Annotated in this window: 15 protein-coding genes; 10 read left to right on the top strand and 5 right to left on the bottom strand. The window is 69.9% G+C overall.

What is annotated here, in order from left to right:
* Positions 1-105: 105 nt before the first annotated feature.
* The 7 genes from ACQP2T_RS35555 (at position 106) to ACQP2T_RS35525 (ending at position 12,385) form a co-directional block, all read left to right on the top strand.
* Positions 106-1,032, top strand: a complete 927-nt coding sequence (locus ACQP2T_RS35555) for a hypothetical protein (protein WP_433509268.1) — start codon at positions 106-108, stop codon at positions 1,030-1,032.
* A gap of 249 nt (positions 1,033-1,281) precedes the next feature.
* Positions 1,282-3,579 carry a TIM-barrel domain-containing protein gene (locus ACQP2T_RS35550; protein ID WP_433509267.1) on the top strand — a complete coding sequence of 766 codons (2,298 nt, stop codon included), beginning with the start codon at positions 1,282-1,284 and terminating at the stop codon, positions 3,577-3,579.
* On the top strand, positions 3,576-4,883 hold the full coding sequence (locus tag ACQP2T_RS35545; protein WP_357952764.1) for an ABC transporter substrate-binding protein: 1,308 nt from the start codon (positions 3,576-3,578) through the stop codon (positions 4,881-4,883). Before ACQP2T_RS35550 ends, ACQP2T_RS35545 begins: the two co-directional genes overlap by 4 nt.
* Positions 4,873-5,739 carry a carbohydrate ABC transporter permease gene (locus ACQP2T_RS35540; RefSeq protein WP_433509266.1) on the top strand — a complete coding sequence of 289 codons (867 nt, stop codon included), beginning with the start codon at positions 4,873-4,875 and terminating at the stop codon, positions 5,737-5,739. Before ACQP2T_RS35545 ends, ACQP2T_RS35540 begins: the two co-directional genes overlap by 11 nt.
* On the top strand, positions 5,736-6,548 hold the full coding sequence (locus tag ACQP2T_RS35535; protein WP_433509265.1) for a carbohydrate ABC transporter permease: 813 nt from the start codon (positions 5,736-5,738) through the stop codon (positions 6,546-6,548). The genes ACQP2T_RS35540 and ACQP2T_RS35535 overlap by 4 nt, the downstream gene beginning before the upstream one ends.
* A gap of 11 nt (positions 6,549-6,559) precedes the next feature.
* A complete protein-coding gene (locus ACQP2T_RS35530) occupies positions 6,560-9,478 on the top strand; it encodes a glycoside hydrolase family 3 C-terminal domain-containing protein (protein WP_433509264.1) in 2,919 nt (972 codons plus the stop codon).
* 177 nt (positions 9,479-9,655) lie between these two features.
* On the top strand, positions 9,656-12,385 hold the full coding sequence (locus tag ACQP2T_RS35525) for a cellulose binding domain-containing protein (protein WP_433509263.1): 2,730 nt from the start codon (positions 9,656-9,658) through the stop codon (positions 12,383-12,385).
* A gap of 84 nt (positions 12,386-12,469) precedes the next feature.
* Here the strand turns inward: ACQP2T_RS35525 and ACQP2T_RS35520 are convergent, their stop codons facing one another.
* From ACQP2T_RS35520 to ACQP2T_RS35510, 3 genes are read right to left on the bottom strand one after another with little or no spacing between them, the layout of a single operon-like run.
* The gene (locus tag ACQP2T_RS35520; RefSeq protein WP_433509262.1) at positions 12,470-13,360 is read right to left on the bottom strand and encodes a carbohydrate ABC transporter permease; all 891 of its coding nucleotides are present in this window, start codon (positions 13,358-13,360) and stop codon (positions 12,470-12,472) included.
* 2 nt (positions 13,361-13,362) lie between these two features.
* On the bottom strand, positions 13,363-14,385 hold the full coding sequence (locus tag ACQP2T_RS35515) for an ABC transporter permease (RefSeq protein ID WP_433509261.1): 1,023 nt from the start codon (positions 14,383-14,385) through the stop codon (positions 13,363-13,365).
* On the bottom strand, positions 14,372-16,027 hold the full coding sequence (locus ACQP2T_RS35510) for an extracellular solute-binding protein (protein WP_433509260.1): 1,656 nt from the start codon (positions 16,025-16,027) through the stop codon (positions 14,372-14,374). Before ACQP2T_RS35510 ends, ACQP2T_RS35515 begins: the two co-directional genes overlap by 14 nt.
* A 282-nt stretch (positions 16,028-16,309) precedes the next feature.
* Between ACQP2T_RS35510 and ACQP2T_RS35505 the strand changes: the two genes are divergently transcribed.
* From ACQP2T_RS35505 to ACQP2T_RS35495, 3 genes are all read left to right on the top strand, one after another.
* Positions 16,310-17,494: an ROK family transcriptional regulator gene (locus ACQP2T_RS35505; RefSeq protein WP_357952772.1), complete on the top strand. Its 1,185-nt coding sequence runs from the start codon at positions 16,310-16,312 to the stop codon at positions 17,492-17,494.
* 161 nt (positions 17,495-17,655) lie between these two features.
* Positions 17,656-20,523 carry a glycoside hydrolase family 3 C-terminal domain-containing protein gene (locus tag ACQP2T_RS35500; RefSeq protein ID WP_433509259.1) on the top strand — a complete coding sequence of 956 codons (2,868 nt, stop codon included), beginning with the start codon at positions 17,656-17,658 and terminating at the stop codon, positions 20,521-20,523.
* Complete coding sequence (locus ACQP2T_RS35495; protein WP_433509258.1) at positions 20,520-21,533, top strand: LacI family DNA-binding transcriptional regulator; 1,014 nt, start codon at positions 20,520-20,522, stop codon at positions 21,531-21,533. The genes ACQP2T_RS35500 and ACQP2T_RS35495 overlap by 4 nt, the downstream gene beginning before the upstream one ends.
* Positions 21,534-21,554: 21 nt before the next feature.
* On the opposite strand, the gene ACQP2T_RS35490 is transcribed toward ACQP2T_RS35495, so the two are convergent.
* Both ACQP2T_RS35490 and ACQP2T_RS35485 read right to left on the bottom strand, forming a co-directional pair.
* The gene (locus ACQP2T_RS35490; protein ID WP_433509257.1) at positions 21,555-22,241 is read right to left on the bottom strand and encodes a TetR/AcrR family transcriptional regulator; all 687 of its coding nucleotides are present in this window, start codon (positions 22,239-22,241) and stop codon (positions 21,555-21,557) included.
* Between the two features lie 44 nt (positions 22,242-22,285).
* Positions 22,286-23,443, bottom strand: coding sequence for a cytochrome P450 (locus ACQP2T_RS35485; protein WP_433509256.1), 1,158 nt, complete (start codon positions 23,441-23,443; stop codon positions 22,286-22,288).
* Positions 23,444-23,498 lie beyond the last annotated feature (55 nt).

The raw sequence follows: 23,498 nt of genomic DNA, 5'->3' as shown, positions 1-23,498 counted from the left end.
GGGTCTGGGAACCCGCGGCCGTGGCGGGTCGCCGGCGGTGTCTTGTCAGGCGGCGGCTCGTGGATGAAGATCTCCCCGACGGCGATCTGGCGGGGGTGGCGGGACGTGAGCAGCAGGTTATGGACGGTGACGGCCCTGGTGGCGGCGGTCATCGTGACCGTGTCGTCCTGCGACGGTGACACCCCGCCGACGCAGACGCCTCCGCCCTCCTCCGCCGCCGGCTCGCTCGCGCCGAACTCGCCGCCTTCCCCCAGCCAGCCCCCCAGCCAGCCCGCCGGCCAGCCGACCAGCCAGCCGACCGCCTGGGCGGCCGGGCTCTGCCTTGACGTTCAGGTGCCCAAACCGGACAGCCAGGTCCCCGCACTCGTCGACTGCGCCTTTGTGACGGCCGGGGCCCGGATCACCAAGCTCGTCTACCAGGGCAACGGGCCGGTCGAGTGCCCGAAGGACAGCGACGGGCTGCTGGACACCCCGGCCGGCCAGGAGCCGCGCACGGCCTGCCTGCGCAACCGCCGCGCCCCGCACCCGGGGGACGTCGGCAAGGGCGGCGGGCTCCTGCGCGTCGGCGACTGCACGCTCATCGAGGACGATCCCGTCGTCACCGTCGAGGAGCGGGCCTGCTACGACGCCCACGGCCCCGGCCGGATCAGGTCCTTCACCAAGACGAAGAAGGCGTGCACGCGCAAGATCTGGTCCTACGCCTACAAGTGGCAGGGCTCTTACGTGTGCGTCGGTCCGGGTGAGGACGCCAAGGAGGTCGGTCCGCAGTACGCGCTCGCGAGCTGTCTGACCGCGCCCAAGACCAAGAAGCGCAAGACGGTCTTCGGCACCGAGAACTCCATCGTCGGCGGGCTGAAGAAGGTGTCCTGCAAGGCCAAGAAGGCGTGGGGGAAGGTCGTCGGGCACGTCAGCATCGAGTTCGAGTGCCGGCGGCCCGCCGACTACTCGGTGACGAGCTCGACCACCACGCTGTACGGGCTGGCCCACGGCCCCGATCCCTACCCGGCGATCACCTGCATCCGGAGACTCTGACCGGACCTGAGGCGAGGCCCCCGGACCTGAGGCGAGGACCCCACGTCTGGGGTGAGGACCCCGGGCCTTGGGGTGAGGCCCCCGCACCTGGGGTGAGGCCCCCGCGCGTGCGTGCGCAGTCTCTCGGGGTCAGCGCACGGCCACTTCCTTTGTTTGGCTGGCATCTAAACTAATGGGCGACCGTTGACGTTTGTTGGTTGGGACGGAAAACTAACTCGCGAGCCGTGCCGGTCACTTGAAGGAGCCTTCATGCCCTACCGCCCGCCCCTGGTCGCGCACGAGTACTTTGTCGCCGACCCGCCGGAGCTGCCGGTCCGCACACGGGGCGAACAGGGCCTGTCCGCGTTGACCGCCGCCGAGCCGGTGGCCGTGGACGACTCGGGGGTGACGCTGAAGGGCATCACCTCGGCGGAGGAGAGCCTGGTCGTACAGGTGCGGGTGGCGGGCGAAGGGGTGATCCGGGTCCGCCTCGGCCAGGACGTGGACGCCCGCGCCCGCTCGGCCCGGGCGACCTCCCTGGTGACACCGGGCACGTATGCCGGAGCCCGGGTGGAGACCCGGCCCGGAGGGCTGAGCATCGACGCGGGCTCGTTGCGCGCGGAGATCACCCTGGACCCGTGGCGGCTGCGATTCACCGACGCGGCGGGCGCCACGCTGGTGGAGCAGGATCGGGGGCACACCGACATCAGCGGGCGGCTGCGTACGCTGCCGTTCGGCCGCTCCCACGCCGACGGCGTCACGGTCGCCTACCACGAGAGCTTCGCCGCGCCGGCCGACGAGGCGTTCGCCGGGTTCGGGGAGTCGTTCACCCCGCTCGACAAGCGCGGCCAGCGGCCCGTCATGTGGAACTTCGACGCCTTCGGCGCCGAGTCGCAGCGCGCCTACAAGAACGTGCCCTTCTACCAGTCGAGCAGGGGATACGGCATCGTCGTCGACAGCGGGGCGCCGACGGAGTTCGACGTCTGCCAGTCCACGCACAGCGTCGTGCAGATCGTCGTCCCCGACGACCTGATCGACTACTACGTGATCGCCGGGCCGACGCCGCCCGAGATCCTCGACCGCTACGACCGGCTGACCTGCCGTCCGGCGCTGCCGCCGAAGTGGGCGTTCGGCACCTGGATCTCCTCGGGCTTCTTCGTGGACAGCCAGGAGCGGGTCATGACGCGGGCCCGGACGATCCGCGAGCGCGGCATCCCGTGCGACGTGCTGCACCTGGACACCTACTGGCAGACCGACGGCCACTGGTCGGACCTCCGCTGGGACGAGGCCCGCTTCCCGGATCCCGCCGGGATGCTCGAAGAGCTCGACCGGATGGGCTTCAAGGTCTGCCTCTGGATGAACCCCTACATCTCCCACCTGAGCCCAGCTTTCCCCCAAGCCGCCGAAGCCGGATATTTCCTGAAAAAGCAGGAGGGCGAGGCGTACGTCGCCGACTGCTGGCACGGGTCCTACCCGGCCTGCGGCATCGTCGACTTCACCAACCCGGCCGCCGTCGCATGGTTCCAAGGACTGCTCCGCCCCCTGCTCCAGCAAGGCGTACAGGCGTTCAAGACCGACTTCGCCGAGGGCGTGCCGCACGACGCGACGGCCTTCAACGGCATGACCGGCACCGACCTGCACAACGTCTACACGCTGCTGTTCAACGACGCCGTCGCCGAGGTGACCCGCGAGGTCAAGGGGCACGGCCTGGTCTGGGCTCGCTCGTCGTTCCTGGGCGGCCAGCGGCACTCGGCCCAGTGGAGCGGTGACACCTTCACCAGCTACCCGGCGATGGGCAGCACGCTGCGCGGCGGCCTCGCCCACGGCCTGTCGGGCGTGCCGTTCTGGAGTCACGACGCGGGCGGCTTCACCGGCCGCCCGGCCGACGACCTCTACGTCCGCTGGACCCAGTTCGGCGCGCTCTCCCCGCTGCTGCGGCTGCACGGCACCACCAGCCGCGAGCCGTGGGAGTTTCCCGAGGTGGAGGCCGAGGCGGTGGCCGCGCTGCGGCTGAGGTACCGGCTCATGCCCTACCTCTACTCGGCGGCCGTGGACGCCGCGCGGACCGGCGCGCCGATGATGCGGGCGTTGTGCGTCGACCATCCGGGCGACCCCGTCGCCTGGCAGGCCGACCTGGAGTATCTGCTCGGCCGCGACCTGCTGGTCGCGCCCATGACCACGCCCGACGGCACCCGGCAGGTGTACCTGCCCGAGGGCCGGTGGGCCGACTACTGGACCGGGGAGCTGCTGGAGGGCGGGCGCTACCGCGCCGTCTCGGCGCCGCTGGAGCAGATCCCGCTGTTCGTCCGGTACGGCGCGCTCATCCCGGTCACCACGCCTGGGGACACCGTGGACGTCCCCTCGGAGATCACCCTTGTCGCCTTCGGGGGCGGCGACAGCCGTAGCACGGTCCACGATCTCGACGGCGAGACCGTCGTCGAGGCCACCCGCGACGGCGACACCCTGCACGTCACCGTCACCGGTCCGAAGCGGGTCGCCGGGGTCGAGTTCGCCCCTGTGGCGGGCGCCCCGGTCCGGGCGGTCATCACCTCCCAGGAGACACCATGATCAAGCTGAGAAGTGCCGCGGCGGCGCTCGCCGTCGCGGCATTGACCCTGACCGCCTGCGGCTCCGGCTCCGACGGGCAGCAGCCCGCCGCGAGCGGCCAGCCGCGCGTGCTCAAACTGTGGCACTACGAGAGCGCCGAAGGCGCGATGGGCAAGGCCTGGGCGGCGGCGATCAAGAAGTTCGAATCGACCCACCCGGGCGTGACGGTGAAGTTCGAGGAGAAGGGCTTCGAGCAGATCCAGAAGACGGCCAGCATGGTGCTCAACTCCGACGAGGCGCCCGACGTCATGGAGTACAACAAGGGCAACGCCACCGCCGGGCTGCTGTCGAAGCAGGGCCTGCTGACGGACCTGTCGGAGCAGGCGACCAAGCGCGGCTGGGACAAGCTGCTGTCGGCCAGCCTGCAGACCACCGCCAAGTATGACGACCGGGGCATCATGGGCTCCGGCAAGTGGTTCGGCGTGCCGAACTACGGCGAGTACGTGATGGTCTACTACAACAAGAAGCTGTTCGAGAAGAACGGCGTCACGGTGCCGACGACGTTCGAGGAGTTCACCGCGGCGCTGGACAAGTTCGCCAAGGCCGGCGTCACGCCCATCTCCACGGCCGGGGCCGAATACCCCGCCCAGCAGATCTTCTACCTGCTCGCGCTGAGCAAGGCCAACCGGGCGTGGGTCGACTCCTACGAGCTCTACAAGGGCAAGGTCGACTTCCACGGTCCCGAGCTCACCTACGCCGCCGACACGATGGCCGACTGGGTGAAGAAGGGGTACATCGCCAAGGACTCGGCCGGGATCAAGGCCGAGGACATGGCCACCGCGTTCATCGGCGGCAAGTTCCCGATCATGGTGTCCGGCAGCTGGTGGTACGGCCGGTTCCAGACGGAGATCAAGAAGTTCGAGTGGGGCTCGTTCCTGTGGCCCGGCAACCAGCTCGCCCCCGGCTCCAGCGGCAACATCTGGGTCGTCCCCGAGAAGTCCAAGAACAAGGACCTGGCCTACGACTTCATCGACATCACGATGAGCAAGGAGATCCAGAACCTGCTCGGCAACTCCGGCGGCGTCCCCGTCGCGGCCGACCCTGCCGCCATCACCGACCCCAAGAGCAAGGAGCTCATCGACAACTTCAACAAGCTCACCTCGCAGGACCAGCTGGCCTTCTACCCCGACTGGCCGGCCCCCGGCTACTACGACGTGCTCGTGGCCGGTGTCCAGAACCTCATCAACGGCAGCAAGCCTCCGGCGAAGGTGCTCGACGAGATCGCCCAGCCGTACAACGAGAACCTCGCCGACCTTGGCAACTAGAACAGAGCGTGGCTACTGGCCGTACCTGATCCCCAGCGCGGTGCTGTTCACCGCGGTCATCGTCGTGCCGTTCGTGATGAATGTCGCGACGAGCTTCACCCGCTGGTCGGGGGTGGGCACACCCACCTGGATCGGTACGCAGAACTACGTCCGGCTGTTCGCGGACGAGCGGTTCTGGACGTCGTTCCGCAACAACGTGGGGCTGATCGTCGCGATGGCGATCATCCCCACGGTCATCGGGCTGGTGCTGGCCGCCGCGCTGTTCGACTACATCGGCAAGAGGTTCGGCCCCCGCACGGCCGCGGCCCTGCGGGCGGCCTACTACCTGCCGCAAGTGCTGCCCGTCGCGGTGGCCGGGGTGGTGTGGGGCTGGATGCTGCACCCGACCTACGGCGCGGTCAACCAGATCTTCGGGCTGAAGGTCAACTGGCTCGGCGATCCCGACTACGCGCTGGCCACCGTGATGGCGGTGATGGTCTGGTTCCAGCTCGGCTACCCGGTCGTCATCTTCATGGCCGGGCTGCAGCGGGCCGACCCGGCGCTGCACGAGGCGGCGGAGATCGACGGGGCCTCGTGGTGGCGCCGGTTCTGGCACATCACGATCCCGCAGATCCGTCCTGAGATCTTCGTCGTGCTGCTGACGTGCACGATCGCCGCGCTCAAGGTGTTCGGGCCGATCTTCGTGCTCACCAGGGGAGGGCCGGGCAACGCCACGATGGTGCCCTCGTACTTCTCCTACCTGAACTTCTTCCAGAAGGCCAATATCGGCTACGGCTCGGCCATCGCCACCGTGCTGGCGCTGATCATCGTCGTGGTGACCTCGGCCTTCCTGTTCCTCCAGGAGCGGAAGCCGTGAGACGCTACCCGACCCTGGCCGCGCTGACGGTGCTCGCCGCCGTCATGCTCTTCCCGTTCGTCATCGTCACCTTCAACGCCTTCAAGACGCCCGCCGAGTATTCGGCGGGCAGCCCGCTGAGCCCGCCGCAGGGCCTGAACCTGGACGGGATCATCGCGTTCTGGACCCGGGTCGACTTCGGCGAGAAGCTCCTCAACAGCCTGGTGATCAGCGGCTCCGTCGCCGTGCTGGCCGTGCTGCTGTCGGTGCTCAACGCCTATGCCCTCGGCATCGGCCGGGTACGCGGCCGGCTGTGGATCCTCGTGCTGTTCCTGGTGGCCAACACGCTGCCGCAGGAGGCGCTGGCCTACCCGCTCTACTACCTGGCCAAGGCGGCCGGCCTGTACGACTCCAAGCTGTCGGTGATCATCGTGTTCACCGTCATCCAGGCCGCCTTCGGCACCTACCTGCTCAGTGCCGTGCTCGGGCAGTTCCCGAAGGAGATCCTCGAGGCGGCGCGGATGGACGGCGCGGGGCGCTTCCTGGCGCTGTGGCGGATCGTCGTCCCGATCAGCAGGCCCACGCTGTCGGTCCTGGTGATCTTCTTCTTCATCTGGACCTGGAACGAGTTCTTCCTTCCGCTCATCTTCCTGGTCTCCAACGACACCCAGACGGTGCCGGTCGCCCTCGGCGTGCTGCAGGGCGAGAAGTACATGGACGCCACCATGTCCAGCGCCTCGGCGCTGCTCGGCATCGTCCCGGCCGTCGCGTTCTTCCTCATCTTCCAGCGGACGCTGACCAGGGGCATCACGGTCGGCGCCATCAAGTAGGAGCTTCCATCATGAAGCGAGCCCTAGCGGCCGTCTTATTGGCATTCACGATGGGTACCGCGCCCGTCCACGCCTCGGCGGTCCTGCCGTACCAGGACCCGGCCGTGCCGCTCGACCAGCGCGTCGGCGACCTCCTGGGCCGGCTCACCCTCGACGAGAAGATCTCGCTGCTGCACCAGTCGCAGCCGGCGATCCCCAGGCTCGGCCTGCCGTACTTCAAGGCCGGGACCGAGGCGCTGCACGGCGTCGCCTGGTCCAACGACCACAACGACGCCTGGACCCAGAAGCTGGCCAGCGGCACCGTCTTCCCGCAGGCCGTCGGCCTGGCCAGCACCTGGGATCCGGAGCTGATCAAGCGGGTCGGCTCGGCCGTCGGCGACGAGGTGCGCGGCTACAACGCGATCGACCCGGTCCTGTGGGGCACCCAGGTGTGGGCGCCGGTGGTCAACCTGCTGCGCGACCCGCGCTGGGGCCGCAACGAGGAGGGCTACTCGGAGGACCCGCTGCTGACCGGCGCCATCTCCACCGCCTACGGCAAGGGCCTGTCCGGCGACGACCCCGTCTACCTCAAGACGGCGCCGGTGCTCAAGCACTACCTGGCCAACAACAACGAATATCTGCGCGGCCTGACCTCCTCCAACCTGCGGCCGAGGATCAAGCACGAGTACGACGAGGCCGCGTTCAAGCCGGCCATCTCCAACGACGCCGCCACCGGCGTGATGGCCTCCTACAACCTGGTCAATGGACGGCCGAACACCGTCAACCCCGACCTCGACGCGGTCGTCCGCTCGTGGACGGCCAAGGACCTCTACAACGTGAGCGACGCCTGGGCGCCGGACGCGCTGCAAGAGTACGAGCACTACTACGACACCAAGCCCGAGGCCGTCGCCGCGACGCTCAAGGCCGGCCTGGACAGCTTCACGGTCAACAACGACGACCCCTCCCTCATGACCGCGAACATCAAGTCCGCCCTGTCCCAAGGGCTGATCACCGAGGCCGACATCGACCGGGCCGTGCGGCACGTGCTGTCGATCAGGATCAGGCTCGGCCAGCTCGACCCCGACGGCGGGCCGTACGCGAAGATCACCAAGGACGTGATCAACTCGGCGGCGAACCAGCGGCTCAACCGGCAGACCGCGGGCGAGGCGATGGTCCTGCTGGAGAACTCCGGCAGAACGCTGCCGCTCTCGACCGGCCTGAAGAAGGTCGCGGTGCTCGGGCCGCTGCAGGACACCCTCTTCAGCGACTGGTACGGCGGCACCATGCCGTACAAGGTGACCCCGCTGGCCGGCATCAAGGAGCGGCTCGGCGCGCGGGCGGCCGTGACCGGCGCCGACGCGCTGGACCGGATCGCGCTCAAGGACCTGGCCAGCGGCAAGTACGTCACCGCGACCGGCACCACGGGCCAGAGCGTCGTCGTCTCCGACACCGCGCCCGGCGGCGCCTCGACCTGGGACCAGACCGACTGGACCGGCGACGTCTCGACGCTGCGCAACGTGGGCAACGGCAAGCTGCTCACCGGCAACTTCGGGCCGTACGTCACCAACTCCGACGTCCCGGGCGGCTGGTTCGTCCAGCAGCAGTTCCGGCTGGAGGCCCAGGCGGACGGCACGTACCTGATCCAGTACGTCGGCTACGAGGTCAACGAGGGCTGGTGGCCCTTCCCCGAGCACTACGTGACCGTCGGCGCGGACGGCACGCTCGGCACCGGGACGAAGGCCGCCGCGGCGCACTTCGCCAGGGAGGTCGTCCAGAGCGGCGCCAAGACCGCGGCGGCGGCGGCCAAGGGCGCCGACGCGGCGGTGGTCGTGGTCGGCAGCAACCCGTTCGTCTACGGCCGCGAGAACCACGACCGCTCCACCCTCGCGCTCGGCCAGGGCCAGCAGGAGCTGATCAAGGCCGTGCGAGCGGCCAACCCCAACACCGTGGTCGTCCTGGAGGACAGCTACCCGACCACCATGAACGTGGACACCCCGGCCCTGCTCTGGACCACCCACGCGGGCGCCGAGACCGGGCACGCCGTGGCCGACGTGCTCTTCGGCGACCGCAACCCGGCGGGCCGGCTCACCCAGACCTGGTACCGCTCCGACGACCTGCCGGACATCCTGGACTACGACCTCACCAAGACCGGGATGACCTACCTCTATCACCGGGGCGACCCGCGCTACGCCTTCGGCCACGGCCTCAGCTACACCACCTTCGGCTACCAGGGCATGAAGGTGACCCCGCGCGGCGACTCCTACGACGTCACCGTCAAGGTCACCAACACCGGGTCGCGGGCCGGTGACGAGGTCGTCCAGCTCTACACCCACCAGCAGAGCTCGCGGGTCACCCAGCCGGTCAAGCAGTTGCGCGGCTTCACCCGCGTCACGCTGCGCCCCGGCGAGAGCCGTACGGTGAAGCTGACCGTCAAGAAGGCCGACCTGGCCCTGTGGGACGTCACCCGCGGCAAGTGGACCGTGGAGACGGCCACCCACGACGTCCTGGTCGGCGGCTCCTCCTCGGCCATCAGGCAGCGCGCGACCCTCCAGGTGAGCGGCGAGCGGATCCCGCCCCGCGACCTGACCAGGAGCACCCGGGCGATCGACTTCGACGACTACTCCGGCGTGGACCTGGTCGACACCTCGAAGGCGAGCGGTGAGGCGATCGGGGCGGTCACGGGTGACTGGTTGAAGTTCGCCGACGCCGACCTGCGCGGCGGGCTCACGGGCATCACCGCGGGCGTGTCCTCGGTGGCGGGCGGCTCCTTCGAGGTCCGCGCGGGCTCCCCGTCGGGCGCGCTGCTGGCCACCGTCTCGGTCCCGGCCACCGGCGGGATCTACCAGTACGGCACCGCGTCGGCGACGCTGTCCGGCGCCGGCGGGATCCGGGACCTCTACCTGGTCTTCAAGGGCGAGCTGCGGATCAAGGACCTGACCCTCACCAAGTAAGTTTGGTTAATAACCAAACTATTGACCTCACTCGGAGGCTGTGTGAGCCTCTGAGTGAGGGTTCGGGGACCTCGCGACCATGCGCGCTGGAGCGGCGACGGCAGGGTCCTGTACCCGGTCGTGCATGGCGGTCATCTGCTGCTGTGGGGCCTTTAGCCCCGGAGAGGGAAACCGCTCATGCGAAGAAGGTTGTTCAGCCTGCTCGCGGTGGCCGTCGTCGTCGTGGCGATGGTGGTGGTGCGGATGGCGCCGGTCGGCGCCGTCGCCGCGGATCCGTACGCCTTCAAGGGAGTGAAGATCGGCGGCGGCGGCTTCGTCCCCGGCATCGTCTTCAACCAGAAGGAGAAGGACCTCATCTACGCCAGGACCGACATCGGCGGCGTCTATCGCTGGGACAAGACCAAGTGGACGCCGCTGCTCGACGGCATCGGCTGGGACAAGTGGAGCTGGGTCGGCGGCGTCAGCGTCGCCACCGACCCCGTGGACCCGAACCGGGTCTACGTCGCCACCGGCATGTACACCAACGACTGGGACGCCAACAACGGCGCCATCCTGCGCTCCACCGACCGGGGCAACACCTGGGCCGCCACCGAGCTGCCGTTCAAGGGCTTCGGCAACATGCCGGGCCGCGGCATGGGCGAGCGCCTGGTCATCGACCCGAACAAGAACAACATCCTCTTCTACGGCACCGCCAACAAGAACGGCCTGTGGAAGAGCACCGACTACGGCGTCACCTGGGCCAAGGTCACGACCTTCCCGAACGTCGGCAACTTCGCCCAGGACCCCAACGACACCCAGAACAACTACAACACGATGACCCAGGGCATCCCCTGGATCACCTTCGACCCGCGCACCGGCTCGGCCGGCACCGCCACCAAGACGATCTACGCCGGGGTGGCGGACAAGGACAACAACGTCTACCGCTCCACCGACGGCGGCGCCACCTGGAGCCGGGTGCCCGGCCAGCCGGCCGGCTACATCCCGCACAAGGGCGTGCTCGACCCCGTCAACGGCTACCTTTACCTGGCCACCGGCAACACCGGCGGGCCGTACGTGGGCGAGGACGGCGAGGTGTGGCGCTACGCCACCGCCACCGGCACCTGGACCGAGATCACCCCGACGCCCAAAGCCGACCGCTACTACGGCTTCAGCGGCATGACCATCGACCGCCAGAACCCGAGCACGATCATGGTCGCCAGCCAGGTGTCGTGGTGGCCGGACAACATCATGTTCCGCAGCACCGACAGCGGCGCCACCTGGACGCGGATCTGGGACTGGAACGGCTACCCCAACCGGACCTTCCGCTACACCCAGGACGTCTCCTCCCACCCGTGGCTGGCCATGGGCAACCCGCAGCCTCCCGAGATCACGCCCAAGCTCGGCTGGATGACCGAGGCGATGGAGATCGACCCGTTCGACTCCAACCGGCTGCTGTACGGCACCGGCGCCACCATCTACGGCACCTCCAACCTCAAGCAGTGGGACGCCGCCGGCGGCAAGATCACCATCAAGCCGTTCATCGAGGGGCTGGAGGAGACCGCGGTCCTCGACCTGATCAGCCCGCCGACCGGGGCGCCTCTGCTCTCGGCGGTCGGTGACATCGGCGGCTTCGTGCACAGCAACCTCGACGCCGTGCCGCCGATGATGTACACCCAGCCCAACCTGGTCACCACCCGGAGCATGGACTACGCCGAGCTCAGCCCGTCGAACATGGTCCGCGCCGGCGACAACGACACGGCCGGGGTGACCCGCATTGGCTTCTCCTCCAACGGCGGCGCCAACTGGTGGCAGGCCAGCAGCGAGCCGGGCGGGGTCACGCAGGGCGGCAGCGTCGCGATCTCGGCCAACGCCGGCACCACGGTGTGGTCGCCGACCGGTGGGGCGGTGAGCCGCTCGACGGACTCGGGCAGCTCGTGGACCGCCTCTACCGGCATACCGGCCGCCGCGCAGGTGCGCTCGGACCGGGTCAACCCGAACAAGTTCTACGGCTGGTCCGCCGGCAAGTTCTACGTCAGCACCAACGCGGGCGCGACCTTCACCCAGTCCGCCGCCACCGGCCTGCCCGCCGGCACCGCGACCGTCAAGTTCAAGGTCGTGCCCGGCAAGGAGGGCCACATCTGGCTCGTCGGCGGCTCTCCGTCGACCGGCAAGTACGACCCCGCGGGCACCTACGGCCTGTGGCGCTCGACCGACTCCGGCGCCACCTTCACCAAGCTCGGCAACGTCACCGCGGCCGAGAACGTCGGCTTCGGCAAGGCGGCGCCCGGCGGCTCGTACATGGCGATCTTCCTGGTCGGCCTGATCGACGGGGTGCACGGGGTGTTCCGCTCCGACGACGCGGGCGCCTCGTGGGTGCGGATCAACGACGACCGGCACCAGTACGCCAACATGGGCGAGGCGCTCACCGGGGACCCCCGCGTGTACGGCCGCGTCTACCTCGGCACCAACGGCCGCGGCATCATCTACGGCGACCGTACCGGCCCCAACCCGACCCCCACCCCGACTCCGACGCCCACCCCGACTCCCACGCCCACCCCGACTCCCACGCCCACCCCGACTCCCACGCCCACTCCGACCCCCACGCCGACGCCGGTTCCCGGCAAGGCGTGCACGGCGACCTACGCGCCCAGCAACCAGTGGCAGGGCGGCTTCCAGGCCGGGGTGACGGTGAAGAACTCCGGCACCGTCGCCATCACCGGGTGGACGGTCGGCTGGACCTTCCCCAACGGCCAGACCATCACCCAGCTCTGGAACGGCGCCCACACCCAGACCGGCGCCGCCGTCAAGGTCACCAACGTCAGCTACAACGGCGCGCTGGATCCGGGCGCGAGCACCACGTTCGGCTTCACGGGCAACTGGACGAGCAGCAACAACCCGCCCGCGACGGTCACCTGCACCCCCGCCTGACGGACAGGAGGGAGGGGCCTGGGAGAGGCCCCTCCCCCCGCCTGACGACAGGAGGGCTGACCGAGGGAGAGGCCCCTCCCTCGGTCAGCCCTTGACGGCACCGATGATGACGCCCTTCGTGAAGTGCTTCTGCACGAACGGGTAGATCACCAGCACCGGGATCAGCGCCAGCGTCACGATGGCCATCTGGATCGCCAGGCTCGGCGGCAGCGCGTGCCCGCCGACCGCGGTGTCACCCGTCTGCCCGACGAACATCGACTGCCCCTGAAGCACGAACTGCCGCAGGACCACTTGCAGCGGCCACTTGGTGCTGTCGTTGAGGTAGAGGGTGGCGTTGAAGAAGGCGTTCCAGTAGCCGACCGCGTAGAACAGCCCGATCACCGCCGTGACGCCCTTGGACATGGGCAGCACGATCCGCCACAGGATGCGGAACTCGCTCGCCCCGTCGATCCGCGCGCTGTCGGTGACCTCCTCCGGGATGTTCATGAAGAAGGCCCGCATGACGACCAGGTTGAACGCGGTGACAGCGGTCGGCAGGATCAGCGCCCAGTACGAGTCGATCAGCCCCAGCGAGCTGACCAGCAGGTAGCTCGGGATCATGCCCGGCCCGAACAGGAAGGTCAGCAGCACGAGGAACAGCATCGGCCGGTGCAGCAGCGAGCCGGGCCGCGACAGCCCGTAGGCCGCCAGGACGGTGACCGCGAGGCTGAGCAGGGTCCCGACGACGGTCACCCCGAGGCTGACCCCGATCGACCGGGTCACCACCCCGCCCGCGAACAACTGCTCGTAGGCGGCGAAGGACAGCTCGCCCGGCACGGTGACCAGGCCACCCGCCTTCGACACCGCTTCCTGCGTGGACAGGCTGGTCAGCACGACCATGTAGATCGGGAAGAGCACGGCGGCCACGATGAGGGCCAGCACCAGCCCTTTGACGCTCGCGCCGAACCGGGTGGGCCGCTCGGCCCAGACAGGCATAGTCATGATCGTTTGTAGATTCCCTGCTCGCCGAAACGGTGGGCGACCTTGTTGGCTATGAGGATCAGGATCAGCCCGGCCACGCCCTTGACCAGGCCCGCCGCCGCGCCGTAGCTCCACTCGCCGGTCAGCAGCGTGCGCCAGTACATGAAGGTGTCGAGCACCTCGGCGGCGTCGCGGCCGACGGCGTCGCGCTGCAGGAAGAACTGCTCGAAGCCGACGTTGAGCGCGTCGCCCAGCCGCAGGATCAGCAGCAGCACGAACACCGGGCGCAGGCCGGGCAGCGTGATGTGCCACAGCCGCCGCCAGCGGGAGGCGCCGTCCACGGCGGCGGCCTCGTAGAGGTGGGGATTGATGGCCGCCAGCGCCGCCAGGAAGATGATCGTCCCCCAGCCCGCGTCCTTCCAGACCGTCTCGGCGGTGACCAGCAGAATAAACGTGTCCGGATTTGTCATGATGTCCACGCCCGTGAAGCCGTGGTCGCGCAGGATCTGCGCGAGCAGTCCCGCGCCCCCGAACATCTGCTGGAACAGGGTGACGACCAGGACCCAGGAGAAGAAGTGCGGCATGTACACGATGCCCTGGATGAACAGCCGCAGGCGGGGCCGTACGACGCTGTCGAGCAGGATGGCCAGCAAAATCGGCAGCGGGAAGTAGAAGATCAGCTGGAACGTGGTGATCGACAGCGTGTTGATCGTCGCGTCCCAGAAGCTCTGATCGAACATCAGCCACTGGAAGTTCGACATCCCCACCCACGGGCTGTCCTTGACACCGACGTAGGGGGAGTAGTCCTGGAAGGCGATCACATTGCCGAGCAGCGGCACGTAGTGGAACAGGAGCAGCAGCCCGATCGCCGGCACGGTCATGAGCAGCAGCTGCCAGTCGCGCCGGAACCGGGCCCGCAGCGAGCCCTGCTTGATCCGGACCCGTCTCTGGGTGATGCCCGAGCCGGCGGGAGAGGGCAGGTCTCCCGCCGGCCCGGCGTCCGTCGCCCGCTCGACCGCGATGTGGTCAGGCGCGGCCATTGTCCCGCAGGACCTTCATGTAGAACTCGCGCGCCTCGTCGCCGCCGTCGCGCCGCCACTCCGCCGCGATCTGCTTGGCGTCACTGACCGGCCGGCGGCCGCGCATGATGTCGGTGAACTTGTCCTCGGTCGGCACCTGCAGGCCCGAGTACTTCGACGGCCGCTGGATCCTGATCCCGTCGAACGGCGTCTTCTCGATGTACTTGAAGGAGGCGTTCTGCCAGTCGATGTTGGCCTTGGCCGCCTCGGGGAAGGGCCAGTCCACGTAGAGGGGACGGCCGCCCAGGAAGCCGTAGGTGTAGGCGACCTCCTTGCGACCTAGGTCGGTGCTCTGCGGGATGCCCTTGGCGTCGAGGGTGAAGTGCTTGCCCTTGATCCCGAAGTTGGAGAGCTCGTACTCCTTGGTCCCGTACGGGGCGGCGCTCCAGTTGAGGATGGACAGGATCTCCGCCATCTTCTCCTTCGGCAGCCCCTTCTTGATGAAGGTGAACATGCCCGCCGCGTTGTTGTGGTACATGATCGGCCTGCCGCCGTCGTGCGCGAACAGCGGGAAGACGCCCAGCGCGAAGTCGGGGTTCTTGCCGGTGTGCTGCTGGAGCAGCTCCTTCCAGCCGCCCATGCCGTCCCGGTAGATGGTGATCTGGCCCGCGCCGATCAGGTCCTTCTCGTTGGCGCCCTTGCTGCCGGCGATGCTCGGATGGATGAGCCCCTCGGCGAAGAGTTTGCGCATCCACGCCAGCATTTCCTCGAACTCCGGCGTCTCGTACTTGTGCGTCAGCTTGCCGCCGGCGTAGCGCCAGTCCTGCGGGACGCCGAAGATGGTCCAGGCCATCTCGTGGATGTCGCCGAACGCCCAGCGCTTGGCCTTCGCGTCGGTGATCGTCTTGCCGAGCTGGTAGAGCTCGTCGGCGGTCTTGGGGTTCTGGTTCCAGCCGTTCTTGTCGAACAGATCCTTGCGGTAGAGCAGGCAGAACGGGAAGGGCTCGGTGGGGTAGGGGACCGCCATCAGCTTGCCGTTCCACACCGACCACTCCCACGAGGCGGTCGGCAGGTTGGCCAGCAGCGGGTACGCCTTGACCTTGTCGCCCTGCAGGTACGGCGTGAGGTCCTCGAACGCCTTGTCCACGGCGGTGTTGAAGTCCGCCATCTTGTCGATCTCCCAGCTCGGGAGGGCGAAGATGTCGGGCAGGTCGCCGGAGGCCAGCCGGGCGATCGCCTTGTCGGCGTAGGTGTTGCCGTCGGCGATCTGGAACTCGACCGTCGCGCCGATGTCGGCGTTGACCGCCTGGAAGTAGGTGTTGCCCGGCAGTCCGGGCGGCGGCGGCCCCCACAGCGGGGTCATCGCCTTGTAGCTGCCGCCCTTGCCCGCTTTCTGGGTGAGCGCCGCGGTAGGGGCGGCTGGGTAGGTGGTGAAGCCGCCGGCGATGCCCGGCACGCCCGGCAGGTTGGAGACCGTGCCGGTCAGGTCGGGCTTGACGCCGGCGAACTCGACGTACGCCGGCGCGAGTGCGGTCAGCTTGTCCGCGGCGGCCGCGGTCGCGCCGCTCGAGCCGGGCCGGGTCCCGGTCGGGGCGGAGCAGGCGGCGAGGGTGGTCAGGCCGGCCAGGCCGAGAAATCCACGGCGAGTCATCGACGGTGTCACGACGGCTCCCTTCGTTGGTCGGAGCAGGGTGAGGGGTGTCGGAAGGGGAGGTCCACGGGCTAGAATTAGTTCGTCTAATGACCAAACAAACTAAACCCGAGGCGACGCTGACCACAAGGTGTGCCACCGGTCACAGATTGATGTCGGGAGTGAGATGAGATTCGCTGACGGCTCCCTGCCCGCCGTTCATGGCTCGCGCCGACGGCGTGGGGACCCTGGGGGACGGCGCACACTGGTACCGCGGCATGACCGCCCGCGACGGCCTGACGGACGGGACAGACTTTGATCACCTCATCGACCGACCCGCAACCGGCCGACTTCGCCGATGTGCGGGCCACCAACCTGGCCGTCGTGCTGCGTTTCGTCCGCGAGCACGCGCCGTGCTCGCGGGCCGACATCGCGGCCTCCACGGGCCTGAACAAGGCGACCGTGTCGAGCCTGGTCGCCGACCTGATCGACAGGCGGCTCGTCCGGGAGACCGGCCTGACCGAGAACCGGGTGGGGAGGCCGGCCACGATGCTGGTGCTGGACGGCTCGCCGTACGCGGCGATCGGGCTGGAGATCAACGTCGACTACGTGACGGCCGTCGCCGTCGACCTGGCGGGGGAGCGGCTGCTGTCCTGGCGGCGCGCCTTCCCCGGCTCGGTGGCCGCCGTCGCCGCGATCGTCAGGCGGGTGGTCAACCGCATGGCCAAGGAGGACAAGCAGATCCTCGGCCTGACCGTGGCCGTGCCGGGCCTGGTCGACGGGCAGGGCGTCGTGCGGGTCGCGCCCAACCTGGGCTGGCTCGACACCGACGTCAGCGGCGACCTCGCCAAGGCGCTGCGCGACCCCGGCTTCCCCATCCAGGCCGACAACGACGCCAACCTCGGCGCCCTGGCCGAGCACCGGTTCGGCCCCCACGGGGCGGTCACCGACCTGGTCTACCTGACCGGCGAGATGGGCGTGGGCGCGGGCGTGATCCTGGACGGGCGGCTGCGCCGGGGCGGGCGCGGCTACAGCGGCGAGATCGGCCACATCCAGATCGACCCGCTGGGGCCGGAGTGCCGGTGCGGCCGGACCGGCTGCCTGGAAGCGGTGGCCGGCATCGGCGCGGTCCTGGAGCACGTCTCGCCCTCGCCGGTCGAGGTGGAGTTGGAGATCGAGGAGGTGGTCCGGCGGGCCCGCGCGGGCGACGCCCATACCCTGGGCCTGCTCCGCGGCGTGGGCCGCGACCTCGGCCGCGGGGTGGCCATCCTGGCCAACCTGCTCAACCCTCAGGTGGTGATCCTCGGGGGCTACTACGTGCCGCTGGCGCCCTGGCTGCTGCCCGCCGTGGAGGCCGAGGTACGCGAGCGGACCATCGCGCCGGAGGCCGGCGGCTGCCAGGTGGTGATCTCGTCCCTCGGCTACGACGCGGCCGCGCTCGGCGGAGCCGCCCGGGTGCTCGACTCCATCGATTCAGGAAGATTGCCGCGAATCTCTTGACCCTGCTCGCACACGCGTGCACCCTTCAGAAGAACTCCGTTCGAAACACTCGTGTAACGGGCGGGGTTTTTCTGGACCGGCTATCGAAGCGCTTCGACACAGACCCGAAGTGCGCTCCCCCCGCTAGTCGAAGCGTTTCGACGCTTTCAGAAGGTGGCTCCATGAACGAACCGTTCCGCGACCCGGACCTTCCCCTCGCCGAGCGGATCGCCGATCTGCAGGCCCGGCTGACCGTGACCGAGAAGCTCGCACTGCTGCACCAGTACCAGGCGCCGGTCGAGCGGCTCGGCGTGGGCGCCTTCCGCACGGGCACCGAGGCCCTGCACGGCCTGGCCTGGCTGGGTCCGGCGACGGTGTTCCCGCAGGCCGTGGGGCTGGCCTCGACCTGGGACCCGGAGCTGGTCCGCAGGGTGGGGGAGGCGGCGGGCGAGGAGGTCCTGGCCTTCCACCACAAGGACCCCTCGGGTGCCGGGCGCAACGTGTGGGCTCCCGTGGTCAACCTGCTGCGCGATCCGCGCTGGGGCCGCAACGAGGAGGGCTACTCCGAAGATCCGTTGCTGACCGGCGTCATGGCCACGGCCTACGCGCGCGGGCTTCGTGGGAGCGCTCCCGTGATGCGGACCGCGCCTACCCTCAAGCACTTCCTCGGCTACAACAACGAGACCTACCGCTGCGTCACCTCCAGCAACCTGCCGCCGCGGGTCCTGCACGAGTACGAGCTGCCCGCCTACCGGCCCGCCCTGGAGAGCGGCGCCGCCGTCGCGGTCATGCCCTCCTACAACCTGGTCAACGGCCGCCCGGCGCACCTCAGCCCGCTGATCGGGCAGGTGCTGCGGGCCTGGGCGCCGGACGACCTCCTCGTGGTCAGCGATGCCTACGCCCCCGGCAACCTCACCGGGCTGCAGGGGTACTACGACGACCCGGCCGAGGCGTACGCGCACGCCGTACGGGCCGGGCTCGACAGCTTCACCCAGGACGACGACCGGGCCGAGGCCACCCTCGGCCACCTGCGCGAGGCGCTGGAACGCGGCCTGCTGACCGAGGCCGACCTCGACACCGCCGTACGCCACACGCTGTCGATCCGCTTCCGGCTCGGCGAGTTCGACCCCGCCACGCCCTACGACGACATCACCGAGGCGGTCGTCAACTGCCCCGAGCACCAGGCGCTGGCCCGTGAGGCGGCCGCCCGCTCGATCGTGCTGCTGAAGAACGACGGCCTGCTGCCCCTGGCGCCGGCCGCCTGCCGCCGGATCGCGGTGCTCGGCCAGCTCGGCGACACCCTGCTGGAGGACTGGTACAGCGGCACGCTGCCGTACGAGGTGACCGCCCGCGCCGGCCTGGCCGAACGCTGCGAGACCGTCTTCTGCGAGGCCGTCGACCGCGTCACGCTGACCGCCGACGCGGGCCCGGTGGTGGCCGGGCTCGACGGCGGACCCCTGGGCATCGGGACGCCGGGAGGCCGGTTCGACCTGTTCGACTGGGGCGGCGGGTCCTTCGCCTTCCGCGCGGTCGCGACCGGCCGCTTCCTGTCCGTGGACGACGACGGCGTCCTGGTCAACGACCAGCCCGGCCCGAACGGCTGGGAGGTGCGCCAGACCTTCCGGCTGGAACAGCGCACCCGCGGCGCCGTCGTCCTGCGCCACATCTCCACGGGCCGCTACATCGGCCTGTCGCCCGACGGGGTCTTCCGGCTGGTGGACGACGCCGACGCCGCCACGTGGCTGACGGTGGAGGTCGTCGAGAGCGGCGCCGCGGCGGCGGCCGCGCTGGCGGCCACCGCGGACGTGGCGGTCGTGGTGGTGGGCGACCATCCGCTGGTCAACGGCCGTGAGACCGAGGACCGTACGGACCTGGCCCTGGCCCCCGCCCAGGACGCCGTCGTGCGGGCGGTGCGGGCGGCCAACCCGCGCACGGTCATGGTGATCACCAGCGGCTACCCGGTCACCTGGTCGGACCCGGAAGTGCCCGCGGTGCTGTGGTCCTCGCACGGCGGCCAGGAGTACGGCCACGCGCTGGCCGACGTGCTGTTCGGCGACGCCGACCCGCAGGGGCGGCTCACCCAGACCTGGTACCGCTCCGCCAGCGAGCTGCCCGACCTGCTCGACTACGACATCATCGCCACGGATGCCACCTATCTCTATTACCGGGGCACTCCGCTGTACCCCTTCGGCCACGGCCTCGGTTACACCGTGTTTGACTACTCCGGCCTCACCGTCGCGGTCGACGGGGAGACCATCGCCGCCACGGTCACGGTCACCAACACCGGCTCGCGGGCGGGCACCGAGGTCGTGCAGTTCTACACTCATCAGCGGCGTTCCCGGGTCAAGCAGCCGCTGCGCCGGTTGCGGGGCTTCGAGCGGGTACTGCTGGCGCCCGGTGAGAGCCGGGCCGTCACGCTCACCTTCCCCGTACGGGACCTGGCCTTCTGGGACGTGACGCGCGGCGCCTTCGCCGTCGAGGACGCGCCGCACCAGCTCATGGTCGGCCGCAGTGCGACGGACCTGCGGCTGAGCGCGGCCTTCCACATCGAGGGCGAGACCATCCCGCCCCGCCGGGGCGCCCTGGCCGCGGCGGACCACGACGCCTACGACGCGGTCGCCTTCGTCGACGCGGCCAAGGTGTCGGGCGACGCCGTGCGATCCGAGGCCGAGGGGGCGTGGATCCTGTTCCGCGACGTCGAGCTCACCGGGGCCGCGTCGTGCCTGATCGAGGCGGCCAGCACCGAGGGCGGGGTCGTCACGCTCCGGCTGGACGACCTCCTCCACGGCCCCACGCTGGGCGCGATCCCCGTGCCCCCGGCCGGGCGCTACGCTCCGGCGGCGTCCTCGGGCGAGCTTGCGGAAGCCACGGGGGTGCACGATCTTTATGTCGTGTTCGAGAACGTGGGCATCACGCTGGGCAGGCTGGAACTGACCGGCACGGGTCGGGCCGCCCCCCGATCGCCCGGCGCCGTACGCGCCGACCGAGGACGAACGGGCCGAGGCCGCATGGACCGAGACCACGCCGGCACCGGACGGGCGGCCACATGACGGAGGGGCACGCGACCGGCCGGGCGGTCACCATCGTCGAGGTGGCGCGGCACGCGGGAGTGGCGGTGAGCACGGTCTCTTACGTGCTCAGCGGCAAACGGGCGATCTCGGCCGACACCCGGCGGCGGGTGCTCGACAGCGTGCGGACGCTCGGCTACCACCCCAACGCCGGCGCCAGGGCGTTGGCCAGCAAGCGGGCCAACGTGATCGCGCTGGTGCTGCCCCTGCGGGCGGGCATGCACGTGCCGGTGCTGATGCGCTTCGCCACCTCGGTGGTCACCGCCGCCCGCCACTTCGACCACGATGTGCTGCTCCTGACCGCCGACGAGGGCCTCGACGGGCTGCGCCGGGCCGCGGCCAGCGCGTTGGTCGACGGCCTGGTGCTGATGGACGTCGAGCTCGACGACCCCAGGGTCCCGCTGCTGCGCCGGCTCGCCGAGCCCAGCGTGCTGATCGGCTTCCCCGCCGACGCCGCCGGGGTGACCTGCGTCGACCTCGACTTCGCCGCCGCCGGGGCGCTGTGCGTGGCGCATCTGGCCGAGCGCGGGCACCACGAGGTGGCCCTGCTCGGCGCGCCGGCCGTGGTCTACGAGCGGGGGACCGGCTTCGCCCGCCGTACGCTCGAAGGCTTCACCGCCGCCCTGGCCGAGCACGGGCTCGACGGTACGGCCCTGCCGTGCGAGGAGGGCTTCGAGGAGGTCCACGCCACCGTGAGCGGGCTGCTGGCGGCCCGGCCCGGTCTGTCGGGACTGGTCGTGCACAACGAGGCGGCCGTCAACCACGTGCTGAGCTCGCTGCGGCAGCTGGGCCGCAAGGTGCCGCAGGACCTCGCGGTGGTGGCGATCTGCCCGGACGACGTGGCCGAGCCCGCCCGGCTCACCTCGGTGCTGATCCCGGCCGAGGAGGTCGGCAGGGAGGCCGTCGGGCTGCTGATGGACAAGCTCGCGGGCCGCCCGGTGCCACCGGCGACCCTGCTGGTCCCGCGCCTGACGGTCCGCGCGAGCACCTGACCACAGAGCCGGGCCTTCGGGTCAGCGGCGGTGGTGGCGCGTGGCGCCCTTGGCCGGGCAGCGGTCCGCCGACTCAGGGGGGAAGAAGGGGACGGCGGACGGGGGCGGGAGCGGGAGCGGTTCGGCCGACGGGCGGGTGCCGTTGAGGAGCAGCGCCAGGTAGCGCCGCCGGTCGGCGCCGTCGTCGGGGTCGGTCCCGTGGCGGACGGCGTCGACCCCGTGGTGGACGGTCGTCGCCAGCGCCATCACCACGATCGCCGCCAGGTCGCGGACCAGCAGGTCGTCGCGGACCAGCCCGCGCTCCCGCGCGCAGGCCAGCACGTCGCCGAGCGGTCCCATGAACCGCTCGGCGATGCCGATCGTGAACGCCCCGGCCTCCTTCGCGGCCGACAGGAGCGCCCGGTGGCCGGACAGCGTGTCGACCACGGCCGTCAGCGCGTCGGCCAGCCCCTGCCGGGGGTCGGCGGCCACGCGGGCGGCCTGGAGGACCGGCTCGATCTCCTCGGCGAAGTAGGTCTCGAAGCAGGCCAGGATCACGCCGTCGCGGTCGCCGAAGCGCCGGTAGACGGTGGCTATGCCGACTCCGGCGCGGCGGGCGATCTCCTCCAGCGGGACGGCCGTGCCCGACTCGTGCAGGGCGGTGATCGCAGCCCTGACGATCCTGTCGGAGTTACGCAGTGCGTCCGCACGACGTCGCTGCTCTGGCACATGCCGAACGCTAGCAGCATCCACGCGGTCACTCCACGGCAGCGTTACCAGGCCACCTCGAGCGAGGCCAGCCCGTACACGACGTGGAAGGAGCGGAAGTCCGCGATGGGCTTGACGGTACGTAGGCCGGGGAAGCGCTGGAAGAGGGACTGGAAGGCGATCCGCATCTCCATCCGGGCCAGCGGCGCGCCCAGGCAGTGGTGCACGCCGTGGCCGAAGGCGAGGTGGCCGGGCGCGCCGCGGGTGATGTCCAGCTCGTCGGCCCCGTCCATGAAGGCGGGGTCGCGGTTGGCGAGGGGCAGCGAGCACATCACCAGGTCGCCGGGCTGGATCTTCTGACCGGCGACCTCGGTCTCCGTGGTGCACACCCTGCCGATGCTGGCGTGCAGGATGCTGAGCCAGCGCATCAGCTCCTCCACGGTGGCCTCGATCCGCTCGGGCTCCTTCTTGAGCAGGTCCAGCTGGTCCGGCTGCCGGAGCAGGGCCAGCGTGCCCAGGCCGAGCATGTTGGAGGTGGTCTCGTGCCCGGCGATCAGCAGGAGGTTGCCGATGCCGATCAGCTCGTTCGTGGTCAGGTCGTCGCCGTGCTCGCGCACGAGCATGCCCAGCAGTTCCTCGCCGGGGTCGGCCTGGATGCCCTGGACCAGCTCGGTCATGTACGCGCGCGACTCCTGCTGCAGCTTGAGGCGCTCGTCCATGGGCAGCGACACGTCGAGCAGCCGCCCGGTCCTGCGCTGGAACTCCGTGCGGTCGGCGTACGGCACGCCCAGCAGCTCGCAGATCACCAGCGACGGGATCGGCAGGGCGAACGACGACACCAGGTCGACGGGTGAGCCGGCTCGCTCCATGGCGTCGAGGTGGTCCTCGACGATGTCCTTGATCCGCGGCTCCAGCCGCTTCATCCGGCGGATGGTGAACTCCGGCGTCAGGAACCGGCGCAGCCGGCTGTGCTCGGGCGGGTCGAAGGAGAGCAGGTTGCCCGCGCGGAGCACCTTGAGCTCCTCCTCCGTCGCGCCGGGTGGCTGGAAGATGGTCTGGCGGGCGTTGCTGAACCGCTCGGCGTCGCCCAGCACCGCACGCGTGTCGGCGTAGCGGGTCACCAGCCAGGCCTCGACGCCGAACGACGTGGTGACGCGGGTGATCCCTTCCTTCTCGCGCAGCTCCGCCAGCTCGGTGGCGGGATTGAACTCCGTCCGCCGCATGTATAGAGGCAGTGTTGAGATGTCGCTCATACATCCCCCAGGATGACCGGTCGTC

Origin of the sequence: Nonomuraea sp. CA-143628 (genome assembly GCF_050942315.1) — a bacterium.
Taxonomy (GTDB): domain Bacteria; phylum Actinomycetota; class Actinomycetes; order Streptosporangiales; family Streptosporangiaceae; genus Nonomuraea.
This window is presented reverse-complemented; position numbering and strand designations above follow the sequence as displayed.